The following is a 20,692-nucleotide window of genomic DNA, read 5'->3' as shown; positions in this document are numbered from 1 at the left end:
ATAAGCCCCAGTGCCGAACCAGCATGGCCGCTACCACAATTCCCATAATTCTCGCAACCACCGCAACCCCTACAATCCTGGTACGATAAACCTTGTATTAAAGATTGGCTGACCAAATCACAAGAAAAAACCGCCCCTAAAGGCGGCTACGATGCGTTATTAATATTGTGATGGCGTTGGAACCAGCCCTGCCAGGGTGCGAGTCGGACGACGCCACGAATGGCGTTGCGCGGGATGAAGCCAATATGTCGGGAGTCGTTGGCAGATTGGCGGTTATCACCCATGAGAAAGTAGTGGTTGGCAGGCACTTTGTAGGAGGTATTGGGTTGAATCCACCCTTCACTTTGCGAGAGACTCACAAGGTCCCAGTCAAACTGACTGGTGCCATTTGACTGCTGGGTGTGTGATAGAAAAGACTGCGTCGTTTTATGACCATTGAGGTAGAGCAAGCCGGCTTTGTAGGCCACGGTGTCTCCGGGCATCCCAATTACCCGTAACATGGTATAGTGGGATTGTGGGGTAGTTGGCGTCACGCCTTGCTGAACCACTAAAACAACGTCGAAACGGTGGGGCTTTCGAGTGGCCGATAACCAGACTGTTTGTCCGGTCCTGAGATTGGGCGCCATGTCATTGTCGGTCACTTTAACCGGCTGTGCGATAAAGTGATGAATGAATAACGCAACAAAAAGGCCCAAAACAATGGGAATTAAAGTTAACCGAACACGTTTGGGAATCTGCTTCACCCGGATCACCCCTCCTTAGTCAATGCTTAACATTATAGCTTGCGACCAACAATTTGTGAACTTGTTGGGGTGAATTACGGCGATATTGAAATGAAAGAGCGGCGAAAAATGACAAAACGCGATGTAGCAACTCAATTTTTAGACTCAAACTTAACTCAGTTTCGTTGTCCAAGCTGTCACGCGGCTTTTAGACAAGTGGCCGATGGCACAGTGACTTGCGAAGCCGGTCACGCGTTTGACCTCTCAAAAAAGGGGACCTTGTTTTTCCTAAAGGCCCCGGTGACGACAGAGTACACGACGGAAATGCTGACTAACCGCCAAAAGGTTCTTGGTGCTGGTTTCTTTGACCCGATGTTGAAAGTGGTCCAGCGGTTTTTGACCCCAGGATTAATTTTGGACGCTGGTTCTGGAGAAGGGACAACGACGAAGTGGTTAGCAACTCATCAGCCTAACAGCGCATTTGTGGGTATCGATATTTCCAAACCTGCGATTACGCTAGCGGGTTCTGGACCAGCTAGCGAGCACCAGCCGTTGTTTGCAGTGGGAGATCTGGCGCGGTTGCCGTTTGCTGATAATGGGTTAGCGGGGCTGGTCAATATTTTATCACCAGCAAATTATCAGGAATTTGACCGGGTATTGGCACCGGGTGGACGACTAATCAAAGTTATTCCTAATGCTCATTATTTACAAGAATTACGAGCACTGGTTTATCCTGAAGGGAACCATGCAACTTATGATAACGGACCGGTTAAGCGTCATTTTATGGCGCATTATCCGAACGCATCGGTGACCCCAGTTTCGTACGATTTTGATTTAACTCCTGATCTATTTGCAGCGTTATTTGCAATGACACCGCTAACCTGGCAAGCGATGGATCGCAAATCAGCCATTTTACAGCAGGGGTTAACGCATGTCACGGCAGACTTCGAAGTGGCTGTCGTGACGGTGCCCTAGGAGATGCAATATGCAAGATTTCAAGTGGTTTCCAGACGACCCGCTTTATAAAAAATATTATCCTGATAATCCGTTATATCGCCATTATTTTGAACGGGAATGGGGGATCCCATCCCATGACGACGCTCAGTTATTTGAACTATTAACCATTGGAATTTTTGCAGCGGGGTTAAACTGGGACGTTGCGTTTAGTAAGCGGGCAGCGTTACAGACCGCTTTTCATAATTGGAACCTGACGCAAATTGCGGCAATGACCGAGACTGATGTCGCTACGTTACTGGCCAATCCGGCTATTATTCGCAACCGGTTAAAGATTGAAGCGACGATTCATAATGCGCAAGTGGTGGTCCAGCTTCAGCGCCAATATGGGTCATTTGATGCCTATTTGTGGTCGCTGGTACATTATAAACAGGCGCGGTTTGAAATTAACGGGTTCGCAGATTTGCCAAAAAAGACGCCAGAAAGTGATCGCATTGCTAAGCAGATGAAGCGTGATGGATTTAAATTCACGGGTTCAGTGGCCGTGTATGCGTACATGCTATCAGTGGGCTTGATTAGTGTCCGGTTGGATGGGCGGGGCGTAGAAATAGAATGATAAGAGGTTGTGACATAATCGCCTGAAATGAATTCTGGACAACCTTAATGGCTGAGACCATAAATAATGCCGTTAAAGAAGTCGATAATTGCTGGGATTGCTAATGTAGCAAAACAAATAATGCCCCAAAATAGTCCCCATTGAGTTAAACTGTCGTTAATTTTTCTCCAGTTAATATTTACTGCCAGAAAAATGAATGATAACAACTGTAGTAAACTTATCCAACCTGTTATACGAGTTTCTCTAATTCCTAACAGCAATAATGTGGTTAGAGATAGGATTGCTATCAGAGACCCTATCCCTATTACTTCTAAAATTTTAATGTGCGGCTTTCGCTCCAAATTTTCCATGAATTCAGCATCGCCTCTGATGAGTTCATCCAGCGAAACGTCAAAAGTGTCACTGATAATGACGATGTTTGCAAAGCTTGGCCATGCTAAATCCTGCTCCCATTTAGAAATGGATTGTCTGGAAATGTGGACACGATCTGCTAATGCCTGCTGTGTCATCTGGTTTTTGGTTCTTAATAGTTTGATTCGTTCGCCGATTGTCATTGTAACCGCTCCTCTCGTTTTACTCAGTTATTATTGCTAAAAAGTGAAGTTTTGTGAAGCACTTCTTGGTTGCAAAGCCTAAGGAATAAGGCTTTGACAACTTAAGCGTGAGAGGTGCTTGTCGTTTAAAGAACCGAAATTATTAAAAAATTTGATGTAGTTAAATAAGCTAAAGAACCGACACCCAAATCAGGTGTCGGTTCTTTTTAAGTGAGTTACTTCGTGATATACACGTACAATGTTGAGGTTGAATAGCCCAAGCTAAACGTAATCCCATTTGAATGTAACTTCGGGGTCGTGGTTTGACTGGTATTCTTCCCATTTGCTTGTTTTTGGAACTGTTTGAGGACGTTTTTGGCATTGGCGCCCACGCTTTGGGCCACCAAAGAGAAGGTGGTGACAAAGTGGCGGGCCTTTTGACCCTTCAGCTGCGAGGTTGGGACCATCAAAGCGAGGCCAGTCACCTGGTCACCATCAAGCGCTGCCCGGATGGTCGTCTTGTTGGTTGTGACCAAATTATGCAGACCGCTGGTTGGTTGGGCCGGCAACTGATCGTCCTTAGTAGCGGCTGTCGCTTTTGCCATAGCTGGTGCAAGGCTCGCTTTTGTTTGACCTAGAATGGCCACACTTCGCTTCAGCGATGCCGCTTCTTTTAACTGGCGGTTTAAAGTGGCCCGAGCGACGGTGTCGCCAGCTTTGACGCGCTTTTGCGCCTTTTTTATAGCAGCTTGTGCCTGACTGAGCCGGCTTTGAACGCTGGCGGATTGTAGTGCGAGGCCTTCGGCAACTCGTTGATCTTTCGACGACAGTGCTGAGACCGCTAAACCTTGGTTATAAGTCTCCCGCAACGCTTGATATGTCACGAGCGGTGTTTGCCGGGTAACGGTCACAGTTGTTTGATGTCCGCCAGCCTTGAGCGTCACCCGCTGAGCGGTTGTTGCACTTGGAATTGTGATGGAAAACTGACCATTAACCGTTTTTTGTTGATGGGTCGTACCGTTATTGATGCGATAGGCGATGTGAGATTGTCGACTTTTACCGTTAATTACGGCGGCCAGCCCATCCGGCGTCACCTGATGATGACTGACGCTTAACGTTGGTCGACCACAGCTGGCAAGCAGTAGGCAGAGCACGAGCATGGGTAAAATGAAGCGTAGTCGTTTTTTCAATTGTTCGGCCTCCTAACCAAAATCAACGTTGTCAGAGAACTGACTGTTGTAGAGGGTGGCGTAGAATCCATTTTGAGCCAGCAACTCGTTGTGTGTGCCAGTTTCAACAACTGAACCGTGGTTCATCACAATGATGTTGTCTGCGTTTTGGATAGTGGATAACCGGTGAGCAACAACGAAACTGGTTCGGTCTTTTAATAGCTGACTCATGGCATGTTGAATCTGAACTTCGGTTCGCGTATCCACAGAGCTGGTGGCCTCGTCCAAAATGAGAATCTCTGGGTCGGCGACAAAGGCTCGGGCAATGGTGATAAGTTGTCGTTGGCCTTGTGAAATGTTGGAAGCAGATTCGTTAAGAATGGTGTCGTAGCCATCCGGTAATTTGCGGACGAATTCGTCGACGTGAGCTGCTTTTGCCGCTTCGATAATGGCATCGTGAGTCGCATCTTCACGACCGTATTTGATGTTATCGTAGATGGTTCCAGTGAACAGCCAGGTATCTTGGAGGACCATCGCAAAATGACTGCGCAGGGCCTCACGGTCAATATCGCGGGTGTCGACACCGTTCAGGCGAATCGCACCACCCTTAATATCGTAGAAGCGTTCAAGGAGGTTAATAATAGTGGTCTTTCCAGCACCGGTCGGACCAACGATGGCGACCTGTTGGCCAGCCTTGACCTGAAGGTTGTAATCGGTCATTAACAGATCTTGATCATCGTAGCCAAACTGAACGTGGGAAAGCTCGATAAGATTGTCCGTGTCAGTTTCAACGGGCCGGTTTTCCTTAGTGTTCTTCATTTCCTCTTCATCAATGACATTGAAGACCCGTTCGGCACTGGCCACCGTGGATTGAATGGTGTTCATCAGATTAGCGAGTTGGGAAATGGGTTGTGAGAACTGGTTAGTGTATTGTAAAAAAGCCTGCACGTTACCAAGGGTGACACTTCCTTGTGAGACCTGAATCCCGCCAATAATCGCTACGAAAACGTAGCCAATGTTATTGAGAAACATCATGAGGGGCATGATAATTCCAGAAATAAACTGGGCTTTCCATGCGGCTTGATAGTACTTGGTGTTTTGTTCCTCAAAGGCCTCGACAGTGGCTTGTTCTTTGTTAAAACTCTTCAGGACGAGTTGACCCGCGTAGTTTTCCTCGACTTGGTCGTTTAGAAGGCCAAGGCTCTTTTGTTGAGCTGCAAAATAGCGTTGGGATCGTGGGGCGACGACGCCGACTACGACAAGGCTTAGCGGGATGGTGACAAGCGCGATAAGGGTCAACTGCCAACTGATTGTCAGCATCATCCATAGTGTCCCGATGAATGTCACGGTACTGGTGACAACTTGAGTTAAGTTTTGTTGCATCGTATTTGCAATGTTATCCATATCGTTAACTGCTCGCGACATGATATCGCCATTGCTGTGCGTATCGTAGTACCGAATCGGAACGACGCGCATTTTGTGTTTCATTTCGCGCCGAAGTTTATAAACGGTTCGTTGCGAGATCTTCGTCATGATGAATTGTTGCAGGTAGCTGAAAACGGCACTGGTGAGATACATGACGCCGACAACCAGAATGATCTGCACAATTTTTTGATAGTTAATGGGAAGCTCTGGCACGCTAAAGCCGGCCTTCTGCTGGGCGGTTCCCTTCATGACGCCTTTGAAAATTTCCGTCGTGGCCTCGCCCAAAATCTTAGGCGTTCGAATTTGGAAGACGACACTGACAATGGCAAAAATGAAAACAAAAGTAAGACCGACGATGCGGTCAGACATGTAGTTTAGTAGCCGTTTGGTTGTTTTCCAGAAGTTCTTGGGTTTTTCAACAACACCTTGAAAGCCGCGTCCGGGTCCGTGGCCGCCACGTTGTGGGGTCTGATTTTTTTCAGCCATTACTTGTCAGCCTCCTCTCTCAATTGAGAATGAATAATTTCTTGATAAACTGCATTGTGTTGGCGAAGCTCGTCGTGAGTCCCATGGCCAACTAGCCGACCGTTATCTAGGACTAAGATCAAATCAGCATCGGCAACCGTTGCAATCCGCTGCGCCACAATGACGGTAATGGATTGCTGAATGTGTTGGTCAGCACGCAATTCGGCCCGTAAATCGGCATCGGTCTTGAAGTCTAAGGCCGAAAAGGAATCATCGAAGACGTAAACGGCCGCTTGTTTGACCAAGGCCCGTGCGATTGCGAGGCGTTGCCGTTGACCACCAGAGAAGTTCCCGCCCCCCTGTTCAACGTGCATATCCAAGCCATCGGGGTCTTCTTCGACGAACTCGCGGGCTCGGGCAATTTCAAGGGCGTGCCAAATTTCGGCATCAGTGGCCGTCGCTTTTCCGTACTGCATGTTTTCGCGCAGCGTGCCAGTGAATAACGTCGCTTTTTGGGGGACAAACGAAATCGCGTCGCGCAAATTTGTTAAACCCAACTGATTGATATTTTGGCCATCTAAAGTAATGGTGCCACTTTCAACATCGTAGAATCGTGGAATGAGGCTGATTAAAGACGTTTTTCCGGAGCCAGTCCCGCCAATGATAGCAACGGTTTGGCCACTGTGAGCGGCAAAGGTAATGTTGGAAAGTGCAGGGAGTTCTGCGTTCCGATAACGATAATTGACCTGGTCGAACAGTAGTTCATGGTTGCTGGCAGCTGGGTCGACTTTGGCGGGATCAGCCGCAATTGTCATTGTGGACTTGAGGTCAAAAACGGCCTGAATTCGTTTAGCGGAAGCCTGGGCCCGAGGAATGAAAATGAAGACCATAGACAACATCATAAAACTCATAAGAATTTGGACAGCATAGGTCATGAAGGCGATGAGGTTACCGACTTGCATGCTGTGAGCGCCAATCAACTTGGCACCATAGTAGATAATGGCGACGTTGGTGCCACTCATGACGAGGGTCATTAGTGGAAACGCTAAGGACATCAAGAGGTTAACGTTAATCGCATTTTGGGTATAATCCTGATTAGCATCTTCAAAGCGGTCTTGCTCAAATTGATCTTGACGGAAAGCCCGAATAACTCGAACACCAGTCAGACCTTCGCGGAAGATTCGGTTGATTCGATCGGTCTTAGTTTGCATCGCCTGAAACATTGGTACTGCAAACTTCAGTAGCAAGCCAATCACGATTGCTAGAAGCGGAAGGGAGACCACGAAAACCAGGGTTAATTCGTGGTTTTTTGTATAGGCTAAAAATGCGGCTCCGATAAGCATGATTGGGGCCATTAGCATCATTCGGAGCATAATAATGGCGACGTTTTGAATTTGGACCACATCATTTGTGGTCCGAGTGATGAGAGATGACGTTTCGATTTGATCGTATTCGTCATTTGAAAAATTAATGACCTTCCGGTAAATGTCACTCCGAAGGTTTTTCCCCAGGGTTTGTGACGTTCGGGCAGCTAGAAAAACGTTACACATGGCAGCAGCGATGCTTAATAAGGAAAAGCCAACCATTTTAATCCCGACTTGCCAGATATAGCTGATGTCGCCCTTGGCGACCCCGTTGTTAACGATGTCGGAGGTCAGACTTGGCAAGTTCAAGTTAGCGATGACTTGAATTGTCATGAAGATAACGGCCCCGATAACGGCCAAATATGAGATTCGACCCTTGGCAATTTTTAGCATGAAAAAGCTCCCTTCGAAAAAAGAATTCCGAACTATTTTACACCTTTATAAAGGAAAATAGTATGGACCATTTGGGAGAATTGATGATAGCATGTGCAGGCCGATCTAATTAAATTGCCATTCAACCTGGTAGACGGTATGATACAGGTAATAGAGATGGAAGAAAGGGGTCGTATCGTGGAGACAGAACAACTTAAGGATCAACTGACTAGGGCCTTGACTGACTATTTTGAGCAGGTGGACTTACCCAAAAACAGCTTGTTTGTGTTGGGGGCTAGTTCCAGCGAAGTTGTTGGTGAATGGATGGGCCAAGCAACAAACGCAGAAGTAGGAACGGTGATTATTGAGACGTTGGTACCTATCTTGGCTGAGCATCACCTTTTATTAGCGGTTCAAGGTTGCCAGCACATTAACCGAGCATTATTGATGGAACGGACGACCGCCGACCGCTTCGGCTATGATGAAGTGTCAGTCATCCCACAACTGCACGCAGGTGGGGCAGCACAAGTGGCTGCCTATCAGCAGTTTAGTGACCCGGTTGAAGTGGAGCACATCGTCGCAAGAGGTGGCATGGACATTGGTGATACTCAGATTGGAATGCATGTGAAGTTTGTTCAGATTCCGATTAAGACGACGGTGCCAAAAATCGGTCAGGCGCACGTGACGTTTATGGCATCGCGGCCTAAGCTGATTGGTGGTGCGCGGGCAACGTATGCTGATGCAACGATTTAATGATGATTAGCCGTTATAATTGATGGGAAATGGGAACAAGCAAAAACTAGGCGCGATACCGGAGAATAACGATAAAAGCGGATGACTTGAATAGGACAAGTCATCCGCTTTTGTTGTCAAATATAAGGTGATCCATTTTAATCGCTAAGGAAGTGATGTTAACCTTTTAGATTTAATTTTTCTTAGGTTAGTTAATAGCTTGCTGAAGTGCGCGAATGACAAGTCTGAGGCTTTCGTTTGCAGGTTGAGACTGAGTTAACAAAATATTGGCAGCCTTGGTAGCGGCAGCCACTTTTTCTTGGGCTGCTGGGGTAATATTTCCACGAGCAACCCTTTCGTTATCAACTTGCAATTGCGTCTTGAGCGTCTCAATCAGCTGATTATCCGTCGTTGGTACGAGGCTGGGATCAACCTGCCGAAGGAAGTTTTGAATGTGCGTGGTGTACTGCAAATTTGCGAGTGGCGCCATTGTGTGGCCGCCGACTGTCCCGGGCAGAATCCACAATTGCTTTTTTGTTGTGACAGGAATGTTGTCAAAAACCGCGCGTGATTGAGCAGCTGGGATAAAATCATCATCTTGCGTTGTAATGACTAATTCGGGCATTGTGCTTGTTTTGACGCTGTCTTGCGGTGAGACGTCCGACAGTGAAAAGCCTTGGTCCATCACAAGTTGGTGGTTAATTGCAGCCAGTGCAGTTACCCGGTCAATGAATGGAATATTCTGGGCGAGGTGGTTAAACAGTGCTTCCAGATTTCCGATTGTGGCATCAGAAATAGCCGCTTTAACGGAAGTAGGTAGGTTTGGGAGGCCCTCGACTTGATTAATAGTAGCCGCTCCAAGGGACTGGCCCCACAAAACTTGCTTAGAGCCAGGGCCTGTGTATGCGTTGATTTTATTAATCCAACCGGGCCAGTCAAACTTATCTTTGTACCCAAATGAAATGGTCGTCCCACCAGCCTGGTTTTGAGCGTGAGCGTCAATTGCTAGGATGTTGTAACCCATATCATAGAATGTTTTTGCAAATCCCGTTTGAATTTTCCATCCGGTACGGTAACCTTGGCCTACGATTACAGTTAATTTTGATGGTTGAGCAGCGGGGATAAAGGTGGCATGGCCCTGAAATGTCTGACCATTTTCCGTAAATGGTTGGGTCCAACTTTGGGTAGGGGTTGTTTGTAACCAGCTGTTAATAGCTGGTAGTTCTTCTTTAGCTAAGACCCGATCACTTTCGTAGCCCGGGCCTAACAAGTTAGCTGAAGCGCTCTTAAAGAAGCCGTTTTTGTCAGGGCTATATTCTGCAAAAAAAGGATTGAGAATTGACGGTTGTTTAAAAATTTGAGTGTATGCAAGATTGCCAAGACCAGTATTGGCTAAGTTTAAAGCGTCGGTGAACAAAGTCGTTGAATCGGCTGCGGCTACCGCAGTTGTTGTGCTCCCCGCACCTAATAGAGATAGTCCCAATAACCAAATGTAACGCAATTTCATGCTAATCGCCTCCAAATTTTCATTTTGATGAGGTGATCGTAGCACCGTTAGCAATTAACTGAAAGCGGTTACGTTCGATTTGAGTTAAGTCGGATCATTGCGTCAACCATGTCCTAATTGCTACAGTTTAGAGGGTTTGATCCGTTATGGTACGGTTTGATTAGTTAGTATTGGCTTTTTGTTGAATTTTCGCCAATTCCTGATATTGCGACATCATCCACTGTTGGTAGGTTTTTCCCACCGGCTTGGATTCAGTCACCTTTAAAACGGGGATGCCAAAACGCTGGCACTGTTTGACGATACCGTCCGTAATTTCGTTGGTTTCTTGCGCATTTAAGACAAAAAAAGCGATTTTATGGGTTTTGATATCGTGGTCCATTTGCTGGATATCTTTCGGGGAAGGGTCCGTATCATTTTGCACGGCTTGGGCAAAATGATTATTATTAATTTTGTACCCCATTGCCGTCAGTGCATAATCGAAAACGGGCTCGCTGGTATTGACCAGTTTACCATGACTGCCGCGTTTCAATTGACTCACCAGTCGTTTAATCGGTTGGAGACTCTGTTGGTAGCGGCGAGCATTTGCTTGGAAAAAAGCCTTATTTTTAGGTTGGTCACGGCTGAAAACTTGTGCAAGATGGTCAGCTAAATCGCTCATCGTTTGCGTGTTATACCATAAGTGTTCGTTGGCGCCGTCTTGTTTGTGGGCAATGGCTTGAGCAACGTTGACCCGGGTTGTGGCGTGGTTGTCAGCAGCTAGCCGTGGCATCCAAGCGTCATAGCCCAGTCCGTTATAAATCACGACGTCTGCGTCACTAACTATTTTCGCAGTGTTAGTCGTGGGCTCGTATTCGTGGGGTTCAATGCTAGGCCGGTTGATAATTGACGTGACGTGCCCCTTGTCACCCACCACGCTTTGGGCGACTTCACCATAGAAATCAAGTGAGCTGACGACTTCAATACGGTGTGAGGCATGGTGCGGTTTAGGCGCGCAACTCACCAAAAACAGGCCGATAAACATGAGGCCGAAGCCCGTTAAAACGAAACGTTGAAACCTTGTCATTTTGCTTCCTCCATTAGTCATGGTTATGATGTTACCACCATTTGAGCCGGGGTGCTACTGGCCTTGAGATCCGATGAGGGGTTATTTGTTGACATTTAATTTTGAAGGGCGTATTCTACACGTAATCTATGAAAGGGGGTGATGCTTTTTGACTTCAGGAAATAGTCTTAAGGCATCAGCCGCGGAGCGTGCAGCTAAGTAGCTGATGCCATTAAGAGGGACCCTGCGAAATCTATTCGCAGGGTTTTCTTTTGGCCAAAAATAAGTGGGAAATGCAAAAGGCAAGATTGCAATCAGCAATCTTGCCTTTTTTGATTTCTAGAAGGGGCGTTTAAGATTGGGAGGAAGTATCGAGAATACTCAAACCAGTTGCCTGGATGTCACTTTCAAATCCCTTCACGGTGGCCATTGTCACGTCGTCGCCAGATTGGCCAAATTTCGTGACCAACTTGGCAATGATCGAAGGCGGAACGGTGATGATGTCAACGCCTAATGCATCAGCCTGGATGATGTTATAGATTTCGCGGGTGCTAGCCCACAGAAGTTCAGCGTCTGGATACTGTTTCGTCAACGCAATACTGTCGTGAACAAATGGCATTGGGTCAACCCCGGTATCGGCAACCCGTCCCACAAAGATGGAAATGATGACAGGGACTCCGGCAACGACGGCTTCCAGGCTTTCTTTGACCTGATCGCTCGTCGCGATGGCGGTCACATTTACTGAGATCCCAGCCTCGGTCAGGCTGTGGAGTAACGGTGCGGTTGACTGGCCGTCAGTTGTCCGAATCGGGACTTTGACGTAGACGTTATCCCCCAGCTGGGCAAGGAGTTTAGCTTCCTCAAGCATTGTGTCGAAGTCGTTGGAGAAAACTTCAAACGAAATGGGTTCGTCAGGGAATTTCGCAACAACCGTTTTGGCAAAGGCGAGGTAGTCGGTGACGCCGGCTTTCTTTAATAAACTCGGATTCGTCGTGAATCCGGTGACGAAGTCGTTTTGATTAATGGCTTCCATGTCGGCTAAATCGGCACCGTCAGAGAAGATTTTTACGTTGAATTTTGGAGCTGTCATTTAGATCACCTTTCCGATCGTGTCGTTCTTATTTGCTGCTAGTTTGATAAAGGCGTTACTGGCCGCTTGGGCGGTAATGCCGAGACTGGCGATGATGTCGTCAGCAGCCCCGGATTCACCAAACCGGTCGTTGATGCCAAGTGCAATCCCGTTCAACCCAACGTAGCGTTCCCACCCAAATGTGGCTCCCAATTCGATTGACACGCGAACGTTGACCTCCGGAGGCAGAACCGCGTTTCGGTAGTCTTGTGGTTGCTTGTCAAATAACTCGAATGAAGGAATTGAGACAACGGAAGCGTCGTAGCCAAGATCGCGTAAGTGTTCTTGGGCGGCAACGGCGAGTTGTACCTCGGATCCAGTCGCCATTAAAATGCCATCGGGAACTTTTTGGCGGCTGGGTGATAAAACGTAGCCACCACGGGCCACGCCTGTTTCGGCTCGGTCTTCGGTTCCTGCCAAAGTAGGTAAATCTTGACGGGTTAAGACGAGCAACGTCGGTGTTTTTTCGGCTGCTAAGGCTAATTTCCAAGCCACGGATGCTTCGTTAGCGTCAGCCGGGCGAAGGACCGTCACGTTAGGCATCGCCCGGTAGCTCATCAGTTGTTCAATGGGTTCATGAGTTGGCCCATCTTCACCAACGGCAACTGAGTCGTGGGTGAAGACGTAGGTTGCGGGGATTTGTTGAATTGCAGCTAATCGAATGGCGGCTCGCATGTAGTCTGAAAAAACGAAGAAGGTGCTAGCGTAAGGGCGAACGCCACCGTGCAGCATCATCCCGTTGACCGCAGCAGCCTCGCCGAACTCACGGACGCCAAACCAGATGTTTTGACCGCCGGGATTATCGGCTTGAAAATCATCGGCGGCTTTGACGTTGGTCTTGTTAGATGAAAACAAATCGGCTGATCCTCCCCAGAGACTGGGGAGTTGCTCGGTAAAGCTTGCAATGAGTTTCTGACTGGTATTCCGGCCAGATTCTTTTTCACCAACGTGACTGACAGGTAATTTTAGTTGGGTCACGTCGATTGGATTGAACCCATCTAGCAGTTCCTTAGCCAGTTCTGGGTATGCCTGAGCGTACGCTTCAAAAAGAGCGTTCCAAGCGGTCTCGGCGGCAGCGCCCCGATCGGCAACGGTCGCACTGAAGTTAGCCGACACAGCGGCGGGAATGTCAAATGGGGCGTAGGTCCAACCCAGAGCATCACGGGTCTCCGCCATTGCAGCGCCCGTTAACGGTTTACCGTGGGCGGTGTTTGTTCCGGCGGCCGGTGAGCCATAGCCAATGGTGGTTTTAATATCAATCAACGTTGGCTGGTTCCGTGTGGCTTTGGCAGTCTCGATGGCTTGGTTGATTGCCGTGATATCGTTGCCGTCGGTTACTTTGATGACCTGCCAGTCGTAGGCTTCAAAGCGTTTTGTAACATCTTCAGTGAAGGCCATTTGAGTACTGCCATCCAGCGAGATACCGTTGTCATCGTACAAGACGATTAGTTTACCCAGTTTTAAGTGACCGGCAAGGCTGGCTGATTCGTGGGAAATGCCTTCCATCAGGTCACCATCGCCGGCAATCACATAGGTAAAGTGGTCGACGACACTGAAGTTGGGTTTGTTGTATTTTGCCCGCAAGTGGGTTTCGGCCATCGCCATGCCGACGGCCATCCCTAGGCCTTGACCAAGTGGGCCGGTAGTGGCGTCAACACCATCAACGAAACCGGCTTCTGGGTGGCCGGGGGTTTTACTATTAAATTTTCGGAATTGTTTTAAATCGTCGAGGCTTAAGTCAAACCCTGATAAGTGTAGCAAACTATATAAGAGGGCCGAACCGTGGCCGGCTGATAAAACGAAGCGGTCGCGGTTGATCCATTGAGAATGCTTAGGATTGACCGTCAAGTGTTTTGTCCAAAGGGTGTAGGCCATTGGCGCAACCCCTAATGGTAACCCTGGGTGACCAGAATTGGCCGCCTCAATCATATCAATGCTGAGGAATCGTAAGGCGTTAATAGAAAGTTGGTCTAGTTCGTTTGTTTGCATTTAATCACGCTCCTATGCCCAAGAAATATACGGCTCTTAGTAACCGTTGTCAACTCATGTGGGCTAATTGGTATAGCTGATAAAAAAGATGATGTTCACAGCTTTCATTCCTGTTACTTTTGTTGAAAACAACGTTTCATAGGGCATTTTGTGATTAGGGCTCACAAAATTGAAATGGTTGCTCAAAAATAGCTTGAATGGTCTGGCTTGTGAAAGTGACTTTCATCGGCACAATCCAGTGAAGGTGATAGTTGAATGAATGCAAAACAGGTTTCAATTAATTCCGCTTAAAATGTAAGCTCTTTTCATAAAGCGTTATTGTACTAATTAGGGCTAATGGGGCAGTACAATAGCATCGGGTTACATCCGTTTATTATGAAATGAAGGAAAATTAATCAAAAACTTTGAAAACTTTAATGTTTAGTTTACCTTTTTTGGGTGGCAAATGCGAGAAAAAGTTGAATCAAAAAAAGACCCCGCTTAAAGGGTCGTTTTTTGATTGCGGTTAGTGCTAAAGTGTCTCCGTTTCAACGTCCGTCGTATGACGATCGACATTTTCGTTAATTGTCTTGAACGTTAACCCGGTAATGTCTTTTTTATGGCCAGGCTTTAAGAAACTGAATAGGTAGCCTAGAATCATGGCGCCTAAAAACCCAATGACACTCACGAAGAGGGCGTTAGTCCCCGTTAGTTGGATGGCGTAACAGATGGCGGTGGTTACGATCAAACCGGTCGTTGCGCCAAACCCGTTTGCGCGATGGCTCAAGATGCCTAAAGCGAAAATCCCAGCTATTGGGACTCCAAACAATCCGAATAATCCTAAGTAGGCATCAATCATGTCGGAACTGTGAAGGTGAATTAACATCAACGTCACGAGTAAGCCAAACAGACCACAGATCATGATACTCCAGTGGGTAATCCGCATACTCATTTTGTCACTTTTATCCTTCATGAACCGCTTTTGGATGTCTGTGACTAAGCAAGCTGCAGTTGAATTTAGGCTTGATGCAATGGTTGCTTGAGATGCGGCAAAGATTGCGGCAATAATGAGTCCGGCAACGCCGGCTGGAATTTCTGTTAGCACGAAGTAGGGAACCAAAGCCGACGTGTTAAAGCCACCTGGTAAATGGCCGCCGTGGTTATAGAAGCTGTAAATAACGGTCCCCATCCCGTAAAAGAGTGGAATGGTAATCAGGGATAACAGGGCGTTCGTCCAAATGGATTTGGCGATGTGTTTGTTATCTGTTGAGGTTGTATACCTCTGAACGACATCTTGACTGGCGGTGTATTGATAAAGGGTGTTAAAAATCTGGCCCAGCAAAATAATGGGAACGGTTGACTTTGTCACGCTCCAAACAAAGCTGGATTTTGTCAGAATCTTCCCTTTTTCGACGGCGTCACTAGCGACTGATCCCCAACCACCATGGGTTCCGGCGACCGCAAATGAAATAATCAAGACGGCCCCGACAAGGAGTAAGATACCTTGAATCACATCGCTCCAGATGACGCCTTCCATGCCACCGTGATAAGTGTAAATAATGCATAGAATTGTGATCAACGCGGCGATTAAGTATGGATTAATTGAGATGACGGACTGCAGGGCCACGGTTGGCAAATAAATGACGATGGCAATCCGACCAATGTGGAATAGCACGAAAAGAATACTACTAAAGACCCGTAAGAATGGATTCAATCTAAACTCGAGGTATTCGTAAGCCGTTGTCACGTGCAATTTTGAGAAAAATGGAATGTAAAATTTAATCAGAACTGGGGCAATTAAAAAAATTGCAAGATTACCAAAACCGTAGGCCCAATCCGTCAGAAAGGATTTTTCAGGTGTCGACATGTAGGTGATTGCGCTAAGCGTCGTCGCGAAGATACTAAAGCCGACAGCCCAAGCAGGGACCTTGCTTTCGGTGGCCTTAAAAAATTCTTGTGAGTTCTTCGAACTTTTTTTGCTGAAACTGAGTCCGATGAGCAACATCACGATTAAGTAAACAATTAAAACAAGCCAATTTAAAGTACCAAAACTTTGCTTTCCCATATTTTAAGAGACCTCCAAATACAAATGTGTTATCGAGAAGCTAATACGGTGTTGACAAGCTGAATCTGCTGGTCTAAGCGGTCAGCTTCAATTGCGTACTCCAGAAACACTGGGACATCCTCATTCAGTGCGCGGAGCATGGACTGCCAATCCGTCTGGCCGTCACCTAGCATAACGGTTTCGCGATTTGCAATATCTTTTAGATGGAAAACGTCAATCTCGGTTTGGAGCAGGTCGAAGGCTTTTTCAGGGGCCGTGTCAATCCAGTACCAGTTACCGGAATCAAAGGTGTAGCCTAACGCTGAAACCGCTGTCAAAATTTCGTTGAGCTGGTCGGCAAAGGCCGGTAATTCGGCATTTTCGTTTGGCTGGTTTTCGACGGTGATGAGCGCCGAACTAGTGCTGGCCAGCTGAGCAAGGTCGCGGAGCGTCTCTTTAGAAATCCGATCAGCCTTGCCCAGACTGATCTTTAGACCGTTCATACTGAATTGGTTGCCTAACTGGATATAATGTTCAAGGGCGGGGTTCAGTTGGCCGTCAATTAAGAGTTCTTCTGGGATAGAGTAGTAGAGTCCGAATTGCTGGTCATCACAGGTTTTTCGAATGGCGGTTAAGGCTTCTTGTTCGGTGGCGGGGTCGAAGAGCTCACCACGCACCTCCACGTTTTCGATGGGCTTATTACTTAAACTGGCAACGCAGTCAGCCTGTGAGCGACCGTTTTTGATATCGGCTAAAAATACAGCGGTATTAACTGAAACTTTCATAGTCGAACGCACTTCCTTTTTAGAATTAAAAAAGCTACAGGACTGGCCCTTTCCTCGTTGAGAAAAGAGCATTCCTGTAGCGGTTTAATTTAAATCGGCTGATTATTACAAGAGTTAGTCTAGCATAGAGAAGCCAGAAATGTAAACGCTTTATTTTAGAAAATGAGAAACGGCCCCATAAATTTGGGCATCGTTTGAAAGGGTACTAGCTCGGATTACCGTCTTCAAAAGCCCGGCTGGCACGAACTTTGATAAGGACTGGGTCAACAGTGAGACCAGAAAATCACCTTGCTTAGCAACGGCGCCCCCAAGGATGAGCACTTCGGGATCCAGAAGTAATAAAACGTTGGCCAAGCCAGCGGCCACATTGTCCGACCAATTTTGAATGATGGTGAGGGCGGACTTTTGATTGTTTCGCGCTTGTTCAAACGCTTCAATAACTGAGATTCCGTACGGCTCAACCATGGATTGAAGACTGAGTGTTGCTGCTCGCTGTTCATAGGTTGTCTGATCACTCTCATGGTAACTGGTGTAACCAATGGAATTAGCATTCCCGTGAGCGCCTGAATAGAGCTGTCCATTAATGGCAAACGCGCCGCCGATCCCCGTTCCCAAAGCGACACAGTAAACGGAAGTAGCATGGATGGCTTGGCCAGCGACCGTTTCGCCTAACAATGCAGCGTCCACGTCATTGACCACGTCAACGGGCAGGTGGCTCGCTGATTGGAGGTGGGCTTTGATTGGCGTTCCCTGGTAGTTGGGGATGGTCGGGCCAGCGTATTTGATCCCGCCATCTTCACTGACAATTCCGGCAGTGCTGACGCCAATCCCGGCAAGCGGTTGTTGGGATAGCGTCTGCTGAGTAATGCGGGTTAGTTGGGTTAAGATAGCCCTGTTCCGGTTATGATCGGTACCGACACTTCCCCGATTGGTGATGGTCTGTTGCTTGTCGACTAACGCGTACTTGATGGTAGTACCACCAACATCAAAGGCTAAAAATTGTTCTTGCATTATAGTCATCTCACTTTGTGGTTTGGATAGATTCATTGAACACGATTTTACCGTTTTTGTAAACGCATTCATTCAGGAAGAACCGGATTTAAAAATAATTTTTTAAAAAATCAAATTTTTTAATTGGTTGGTAGATATGAGATAAGCGTATTAAATGAAATTTATTTTCAAAAAATACTATTGAAAATAAAAATTTCATGTCGTACATTGATGGCAGCGGTTGATATTAAATGCTGATTATTACCAACCAAAAATTTTGAACCATCAAGGAGCCAGACTGATGAAAAAATTATATGCTGCGTTAATGACTGCTTTTAACGACGACGATACCCTGAATGAGCAAGGGACCCGCGAAATGATTCGCTATAACATTGACCATAACAGGGTTGATGGCTTGTACATTGGTGGCTCAACCGGGGAAAGCTTCATGTTGAGTACCGAGGAAAGAGAACGAGTTTATAAGATTGCTTTCGAGGAAACGGCTGGCGCTGTCGATTTAATTGCTCAGGTCGGTTCCGTTAATTTAATAGAAGCCAAAACATTGGCAAAGTATGCGGTCGATTTAGGCTATAAAACTATTTCAGCCGTTCCACCGTTCTACTACAAATTTAGTTTTGACCAGATCAAGGATTACTACGACCAAATTCTGGAAGACGTTGATGCTGAGATGATCATTTACTCGATTCCTGCACTTTCTGGGGTCTCGTTATCCCTAGATCAGTTTACGAAACTGTTTGAGAATAAAAAAATTGTGGGTGTGAAGTATACGAACAATGATTTCTTATTGTTGCAACGATTACGCGCTGCCTATCCGGAAAAGAAGCTGTACTTCGGAACGGATGAGATGCTGATTTCAGCCTTGCCATTAGGAATTGACGGGGCGATTGGGTCCACCTTTAACCTTAATGCTAAGCGGGCCAGAGCGGAAATTACAGCCTTTGAAAGTGGTGATATCAAAAAGGCGTTTGAAATTCAAAACGTCTCGAATGATTTCATTTTAGATTTAATTGATAATGATCTGTATCCAACGATTAAATTGGTTTTCGAAGAGCTGGGCGTTCACGCCGGTTACAGCAAGGCGCCAATGAGTAAGCCAACGCCTGAAATGCGCGAAGGGGCTAAGCGAATCTATAACAAGTATTTTAAAGACTAAGAATGAGTGAAAAGAGTTGGATGACAATGGCAAACACTTTTATGGAGACGGTTAAAGGACAGTTAATCATCTCATGTCAGGCCTTACCAGAAGAACCGCTACACAGTTCGTTCATTATGGCGCGAATGGCGCGGGCCGCAAAGATGGCGGGAGCTGTGGCCCTCCGTGCTAATTCGGTGGTTGATGTTCAGGCGATTCAAGACGAGACTGGATTGCCAATTATTGGGATTATCAAACAAAACTATGCTGATTCAAAAACCTTTATTACACCGACGATAAAGGAAATGCGAGCGATTGCGGCTACCGGGGTCCCGGTCGTCGCCACCCAAGTGACTGGCCAACGTCGCCCAGACAATGAACAATTGGCAACAATTGTTGCTCAGTTTCGAAAAGAGTTTCCAGAGACGTTACTAATGGCGGATACGGCGACGTTAGATAATGTCAGGGAGGCTGATGATTTAGGCTTTGACATCATTGGCACGACCATGCACGGGTACACTGATGATACTCAGGGATTGAACATTGCGGATAATAATTTCGACTACCTGAAGAAGGTTGTCAAAGCTGCGCAACATCCAGTTATTGCAGAGGGGAAAATTGACACGCCAGCCAAGGCGGCTGAGGTCTTGAATCTCGGCGTTCATGCGGTTGTTGTTGGCAGCGCGATTACGCGGCCGTTAGAAATTGCCAAGGGATTCATTGCAGCTGTCGCAGAACGTTAGTTAACGCTGTTAGGGAATAGAAGGCCTTTTAAAAGATCGAGGATTAGATGCTAATCCCCGATCTTTTAGGTTACAATGGCATTAGCGATTAACGAATTGGGAGGAACTTAAGATGGCGGAACGAGAATTGACGATTCTTGGTAAAATGGAAGCCGAATTACCGCATTATTCTCGCCAGGAGCGAAAAATTGCAATGCAGGTCATTCAAAATCCCAATGCAATTGAAAAAATGAATATTAAAGACCTGGCTAAAATAACCGGTGTAGGCAGCGCGACGATTACTCGGTTTGTCAGAAAAATCGGATGCGCTGATTTTGCGTCCTTTAAGCTCCAACTGGCTATTGAGGAAAATGCTAAAAACCAGGTTGCTCATCAAAGTCCAACTCTTAACAACGTTTCTGAGGTGTACGTTGATGTTTTGCAAAGTACTTGGAATGAATTAGATCCAGAAGAAATAGAAAAAGTTGTTGATTTGATTAAGAGAGCACGGCGAATTTATATTTACGGTTTGGGTAGCTCCGGGTATTCGGCCCTAGAAATGGGACAGAGACTGACTCGAATGGGATTGGCGGCTTTTGCCACGGTTGATAGCCATATGATGTTCATTAACGCTGAGGTAATTAATGAAACTGATTTATTATTAGTTTTATCCAGTTCAGGTGAGACGGATGAATTAAATGAAGCGGTTGCCTTGGCAAAGCAACAGGGCGTCACTACTGTGGCCATTGTTGGGGATCAGGAGAGTCAGTTAGCTAAAATGGCCACTGTTAGTATTCAGGCCAAAAATTCTAGCGTTGTTAATAATCAGCGGTTTGTGAATAGCCAGTTTTCGGCTATGTTTGTCTTAGATATTTTAACAACTGAGCTACTTAAAGATGATCGTTATAATCAACGCATGAATAAAACAATCCAATTAGTCTTAACTCGCAAATATAAGTGACTGGAACAATCATCACCATGTACTTCTGTTGTTACAACG

The 20,692-nt window shown here is 46.6% G+C and carries 18 protein-coding genes; 6 read left to right on the top strand and 12 right to left on the bottom strand.

Annotated features, from left to right (window positions below; genetic code table 11):
- Nucleotides 1-146: 146 nt before the first annotated feature.
- Nucleotides 147-743, bottom strand: coding sequence for a signal peptidase I (gene lepB, locus FC96_RS10255; protein ID WP_056942927.1), 597 nt, complete (start codon nt 741-743; stop codon nt 147-149).
- 108 nt (nt 744-851) lie between these two features.
- On the opposite strand from lepB, the gene FC96_RS10250 reads away from it, so the two are divergent.
- Together FC96_RS10250 and FC96_RS10245 are read left to right on the top strand one after the other, a co-directional pair.
- Nucleotides 852-1,697, top strand: coding sequence for a methyltransferase domain-containing protein (locus FC96_RS10250; RefSeq protein ID WP_054660078.1), 846 nt, complete (start codon nt 852-854; stop codon nt 1,695-1,697).
- Nucleotides 1,698-1,707: 10 nt separating this feature from the next.
- Nucleotides 1,708-2,292, top strand: a complete 585-nt coding sequence (locus FC96_RS10245; protein ID WP_082593560.1) for a DNA-3-methyladenine glycosylase I — start codon at nt 1,708-1,710, stop codon at nt 2,290-2,292.
- Between the two features lie 44 nt (nt 2,293-2,336).
- Here the strand turns inward: FC96_RS10245 and FC96_RS10240 are convergent, their stop codons facing one another.
- The 4 genes from FC96_RS10240 to FC96_RS10225 form a co-directional block, all read right to left on the bottom strand.
- Nucleotides 2,337-2,846: a helix-turn-helix domain-containing protein gene (locus FC96_RS10240; RefSeq protein ID WP_054659893.1), complete on the bottom strand. Its 510-nt coding sequence runs from the start codon at nt 2,844-2,846 to the stop codon at nt 2,337-2,339.
- 215 nt (nt 2,847-3,061) lie between these two features.
- Nucleotides 3,062-4,015 carry a hypothetical protein gene (locus FC96_RS10235; protein ID WP_056942926.1) on the bottom strand — a complete coding sequence of 318 codons (954 nt, stop codon included), beginning with the start codon at nt 4,013-4,015 and terminating at the stop codon, nt 3,062-3,064.
- A gap of 12 nt (nt 4,016-4,027) precedes the next feature.
- Nucleotides 4,028-5,905, bottom strand: a complete 1,878-nt coding sequence (locus tag FC96_RS10230; RefSeq protein WP_056942925.1) for an ABC transporter ATP-binding protein — start codon at nt 5,903-5,905, stop codon at nt 4,028-4,030.
- Nucleotides 5,905-7,641, bottom strand: coding sequence for an ABC transporter ATP-binding protein (locus FC96_RS10225; RefSeq protein ID WP_056942924.1), 1,737 nt, complete (start codon nt 7,639-7,641; stop codon nt 5,905-5,907). The genes FC96_RS10230 and FC96_RS10225 overlap by 1 nt, the downstream gene beginning before the upstream one ends.
- Before the next feature lie 177 nt (nt 7,642-7,818).
- Between FC96_RS10225 and FC96_RS10220 the strand changes: the two genes are divergently transcribed.
- Nucleotides 7,819-8,373 carry a TIGR01440 family protein gene (locus tag FC96_RS10220; protein WP_235804755.1) on the top strand — a complete coding sequence of 185 codons (555 nt, stop codon included), beginning with the start codon at nt 7,819-7,821 and terminating at the stop codon, nt 8,371-8,373.
- A gap of 187 nt (nt 8,374-8,560) precedes the next feature.
- On the opposite strand, the gene FC96_RS10215 is transcribed toward FC96_RS10220, so the two are convergent.
- From FC96_RS10215 to FC96_RS10185, 7 genes are all read right to left on the bottom strand, one after another.
- Nucleotides 8,561-9,859 (bottom strand): alpha/beta hydrolase, encoded by a 1,299-nt coding sequence (locus FC96_RS10215; RefSeq protein WP_056942923.1) that lies wholly within the window; start codon nt 9,857-9,859, stop codon nt 8,561-8,563.
- Between the two features lie 160 nt (nt 9,860-10,019).
- The gene (locus FC96_RS10210; protein ID WP_156403217.1) at nt 10,020-10,922 is read right to left on the bottom strand and encodes a metal ABC transporter solute-binding protein, Zn/Mn family; all 903 of its coding nucleotides are present in this window, start codon (nt 10,920-10,922) and stop codon (nt 10,020-10,022) included.
- 331 nt (nt 10,923-11,253) lie between these two features.
- Nucleotides 11,254-11,991 (bottom strand): transaldolase, encoded by a 738-nt coding sequence (locus FC96_RS10205; protein WP_054659903.1) that lies wholly within the window; start codon nt 11,989-11,991, stop codon nt 11,254-11,256.
- A complete protein-coding gene (tkt, locus tag FC96_RS10200; protein ID WP_056942921.1) occupies nt 11,992-14,019 on the bottom strand; it encodes a transketolase in 2,028 nt (675 codons plus the stop codon).
- Nucleotides 14,020-14,530: 511 nt separating this feature from the next.
- On the bottom strand, nt 14,531-16,063 hold the full coding sequence (locus FC96_RS10195) for a sodium:solute symporter family protein (protein ID WP_056942920.1): 1,533 nt from the start codon (nt 16,061-16,063) through the stop codon (nt 14,531-14,533).
- 29 nt (nt 16,064-16,092) lie between these two features.
- A complete protein-coding gene (locus FC96_RS10190; protein ID WP_054659905.1) occupies nt 16,093-16,827 on the bottom strand; it encodes a sugar phosphate isomerase/epimerase family protein in 735 nt (244 codons plus the stop codon).
- A gap of 150 nt (nt 16,828-16,977) precedes the next feature.
- Nucleotides 16,978-17,838 carry an ROK family protein gene (locus FC96_RS10185; RefSeq protein ID WP_054659907.1) on the bottom strand — a complete coding sequence of 287 codons (861 nt, stop codon included), beginning with the start codon at nt 17,836-17,838 and terminating at the stop codon, nt 16,978-16,980.
- A 280-nt stretch (nt 17,839-18,118) separates the two neighbouring features.
- On the opposite strand from FC96_RS10185, the gene FC96_RS10180 reads away from it, so the two are divergent.
- The 3 genes from FC96_RS10180 to FC96_RS10170 all read left to right on the top strand — a co-directional run bounded on the left by FC96_RS10180 (nt 18,119) and on the right by FC96_RS10170 (nt 20,653).
- Complete coding sequence (locus FC96_RS10180) at nt 18,119-18,991, top strand: N-acetylneuraminate lyase (RefSeq protein WP_056942919.1); 873 nt, start codon at nt 18,119-18,121, stop codon at nt 18,989-18,991.
- Nucleotides 18,992-19,017: 26 nt separating this feature from the next.
- Nucleotides 19,018-19,713, top strand: coding sequence for an N-acetylmannosamine-6-phosphate 2-epimerase (locus tag FC96_RS10175; protein WP_054660080.1), 696 nt, complete (start codon nt 19,018-19,020; stop codon nt 19,711-19,713).
- Nucleotides 19,714-19,825: 112 nt separating this feature from the next.
- Nucleotides 19,826-20,653 carry a MurR/RpiR family transcriptional regulator gene (locus FC96_RS10170; protein WP_056942918.1) on the top strand — a complete coding sequence of 276 codons (828 nt, stop codon included), beginning with the start codon at nt 19,826-19,828 and terminating at the stop codon, nt 20,651-20,653.
- The last annotated feature ends 39 nt before the right edge of the window (nt 20,654-20,692 follow it).

Origin of the sequence: Secundilactobacillus kimchicus JCM 15530 (assembly GCF_001433995.1) — a bacterium.
Taxonomy (GTDB): Bacteria; Bacillota; Bacilli; order Lactobacillales; family Lactobacillaceae; genus Secundilactobacillus; species Secundilactobacillus kimchicus.
Note: the sequence above shows the minus strand (reverse complement) of the source record. Positions and strands in the feature narration are given on the sequence as shown.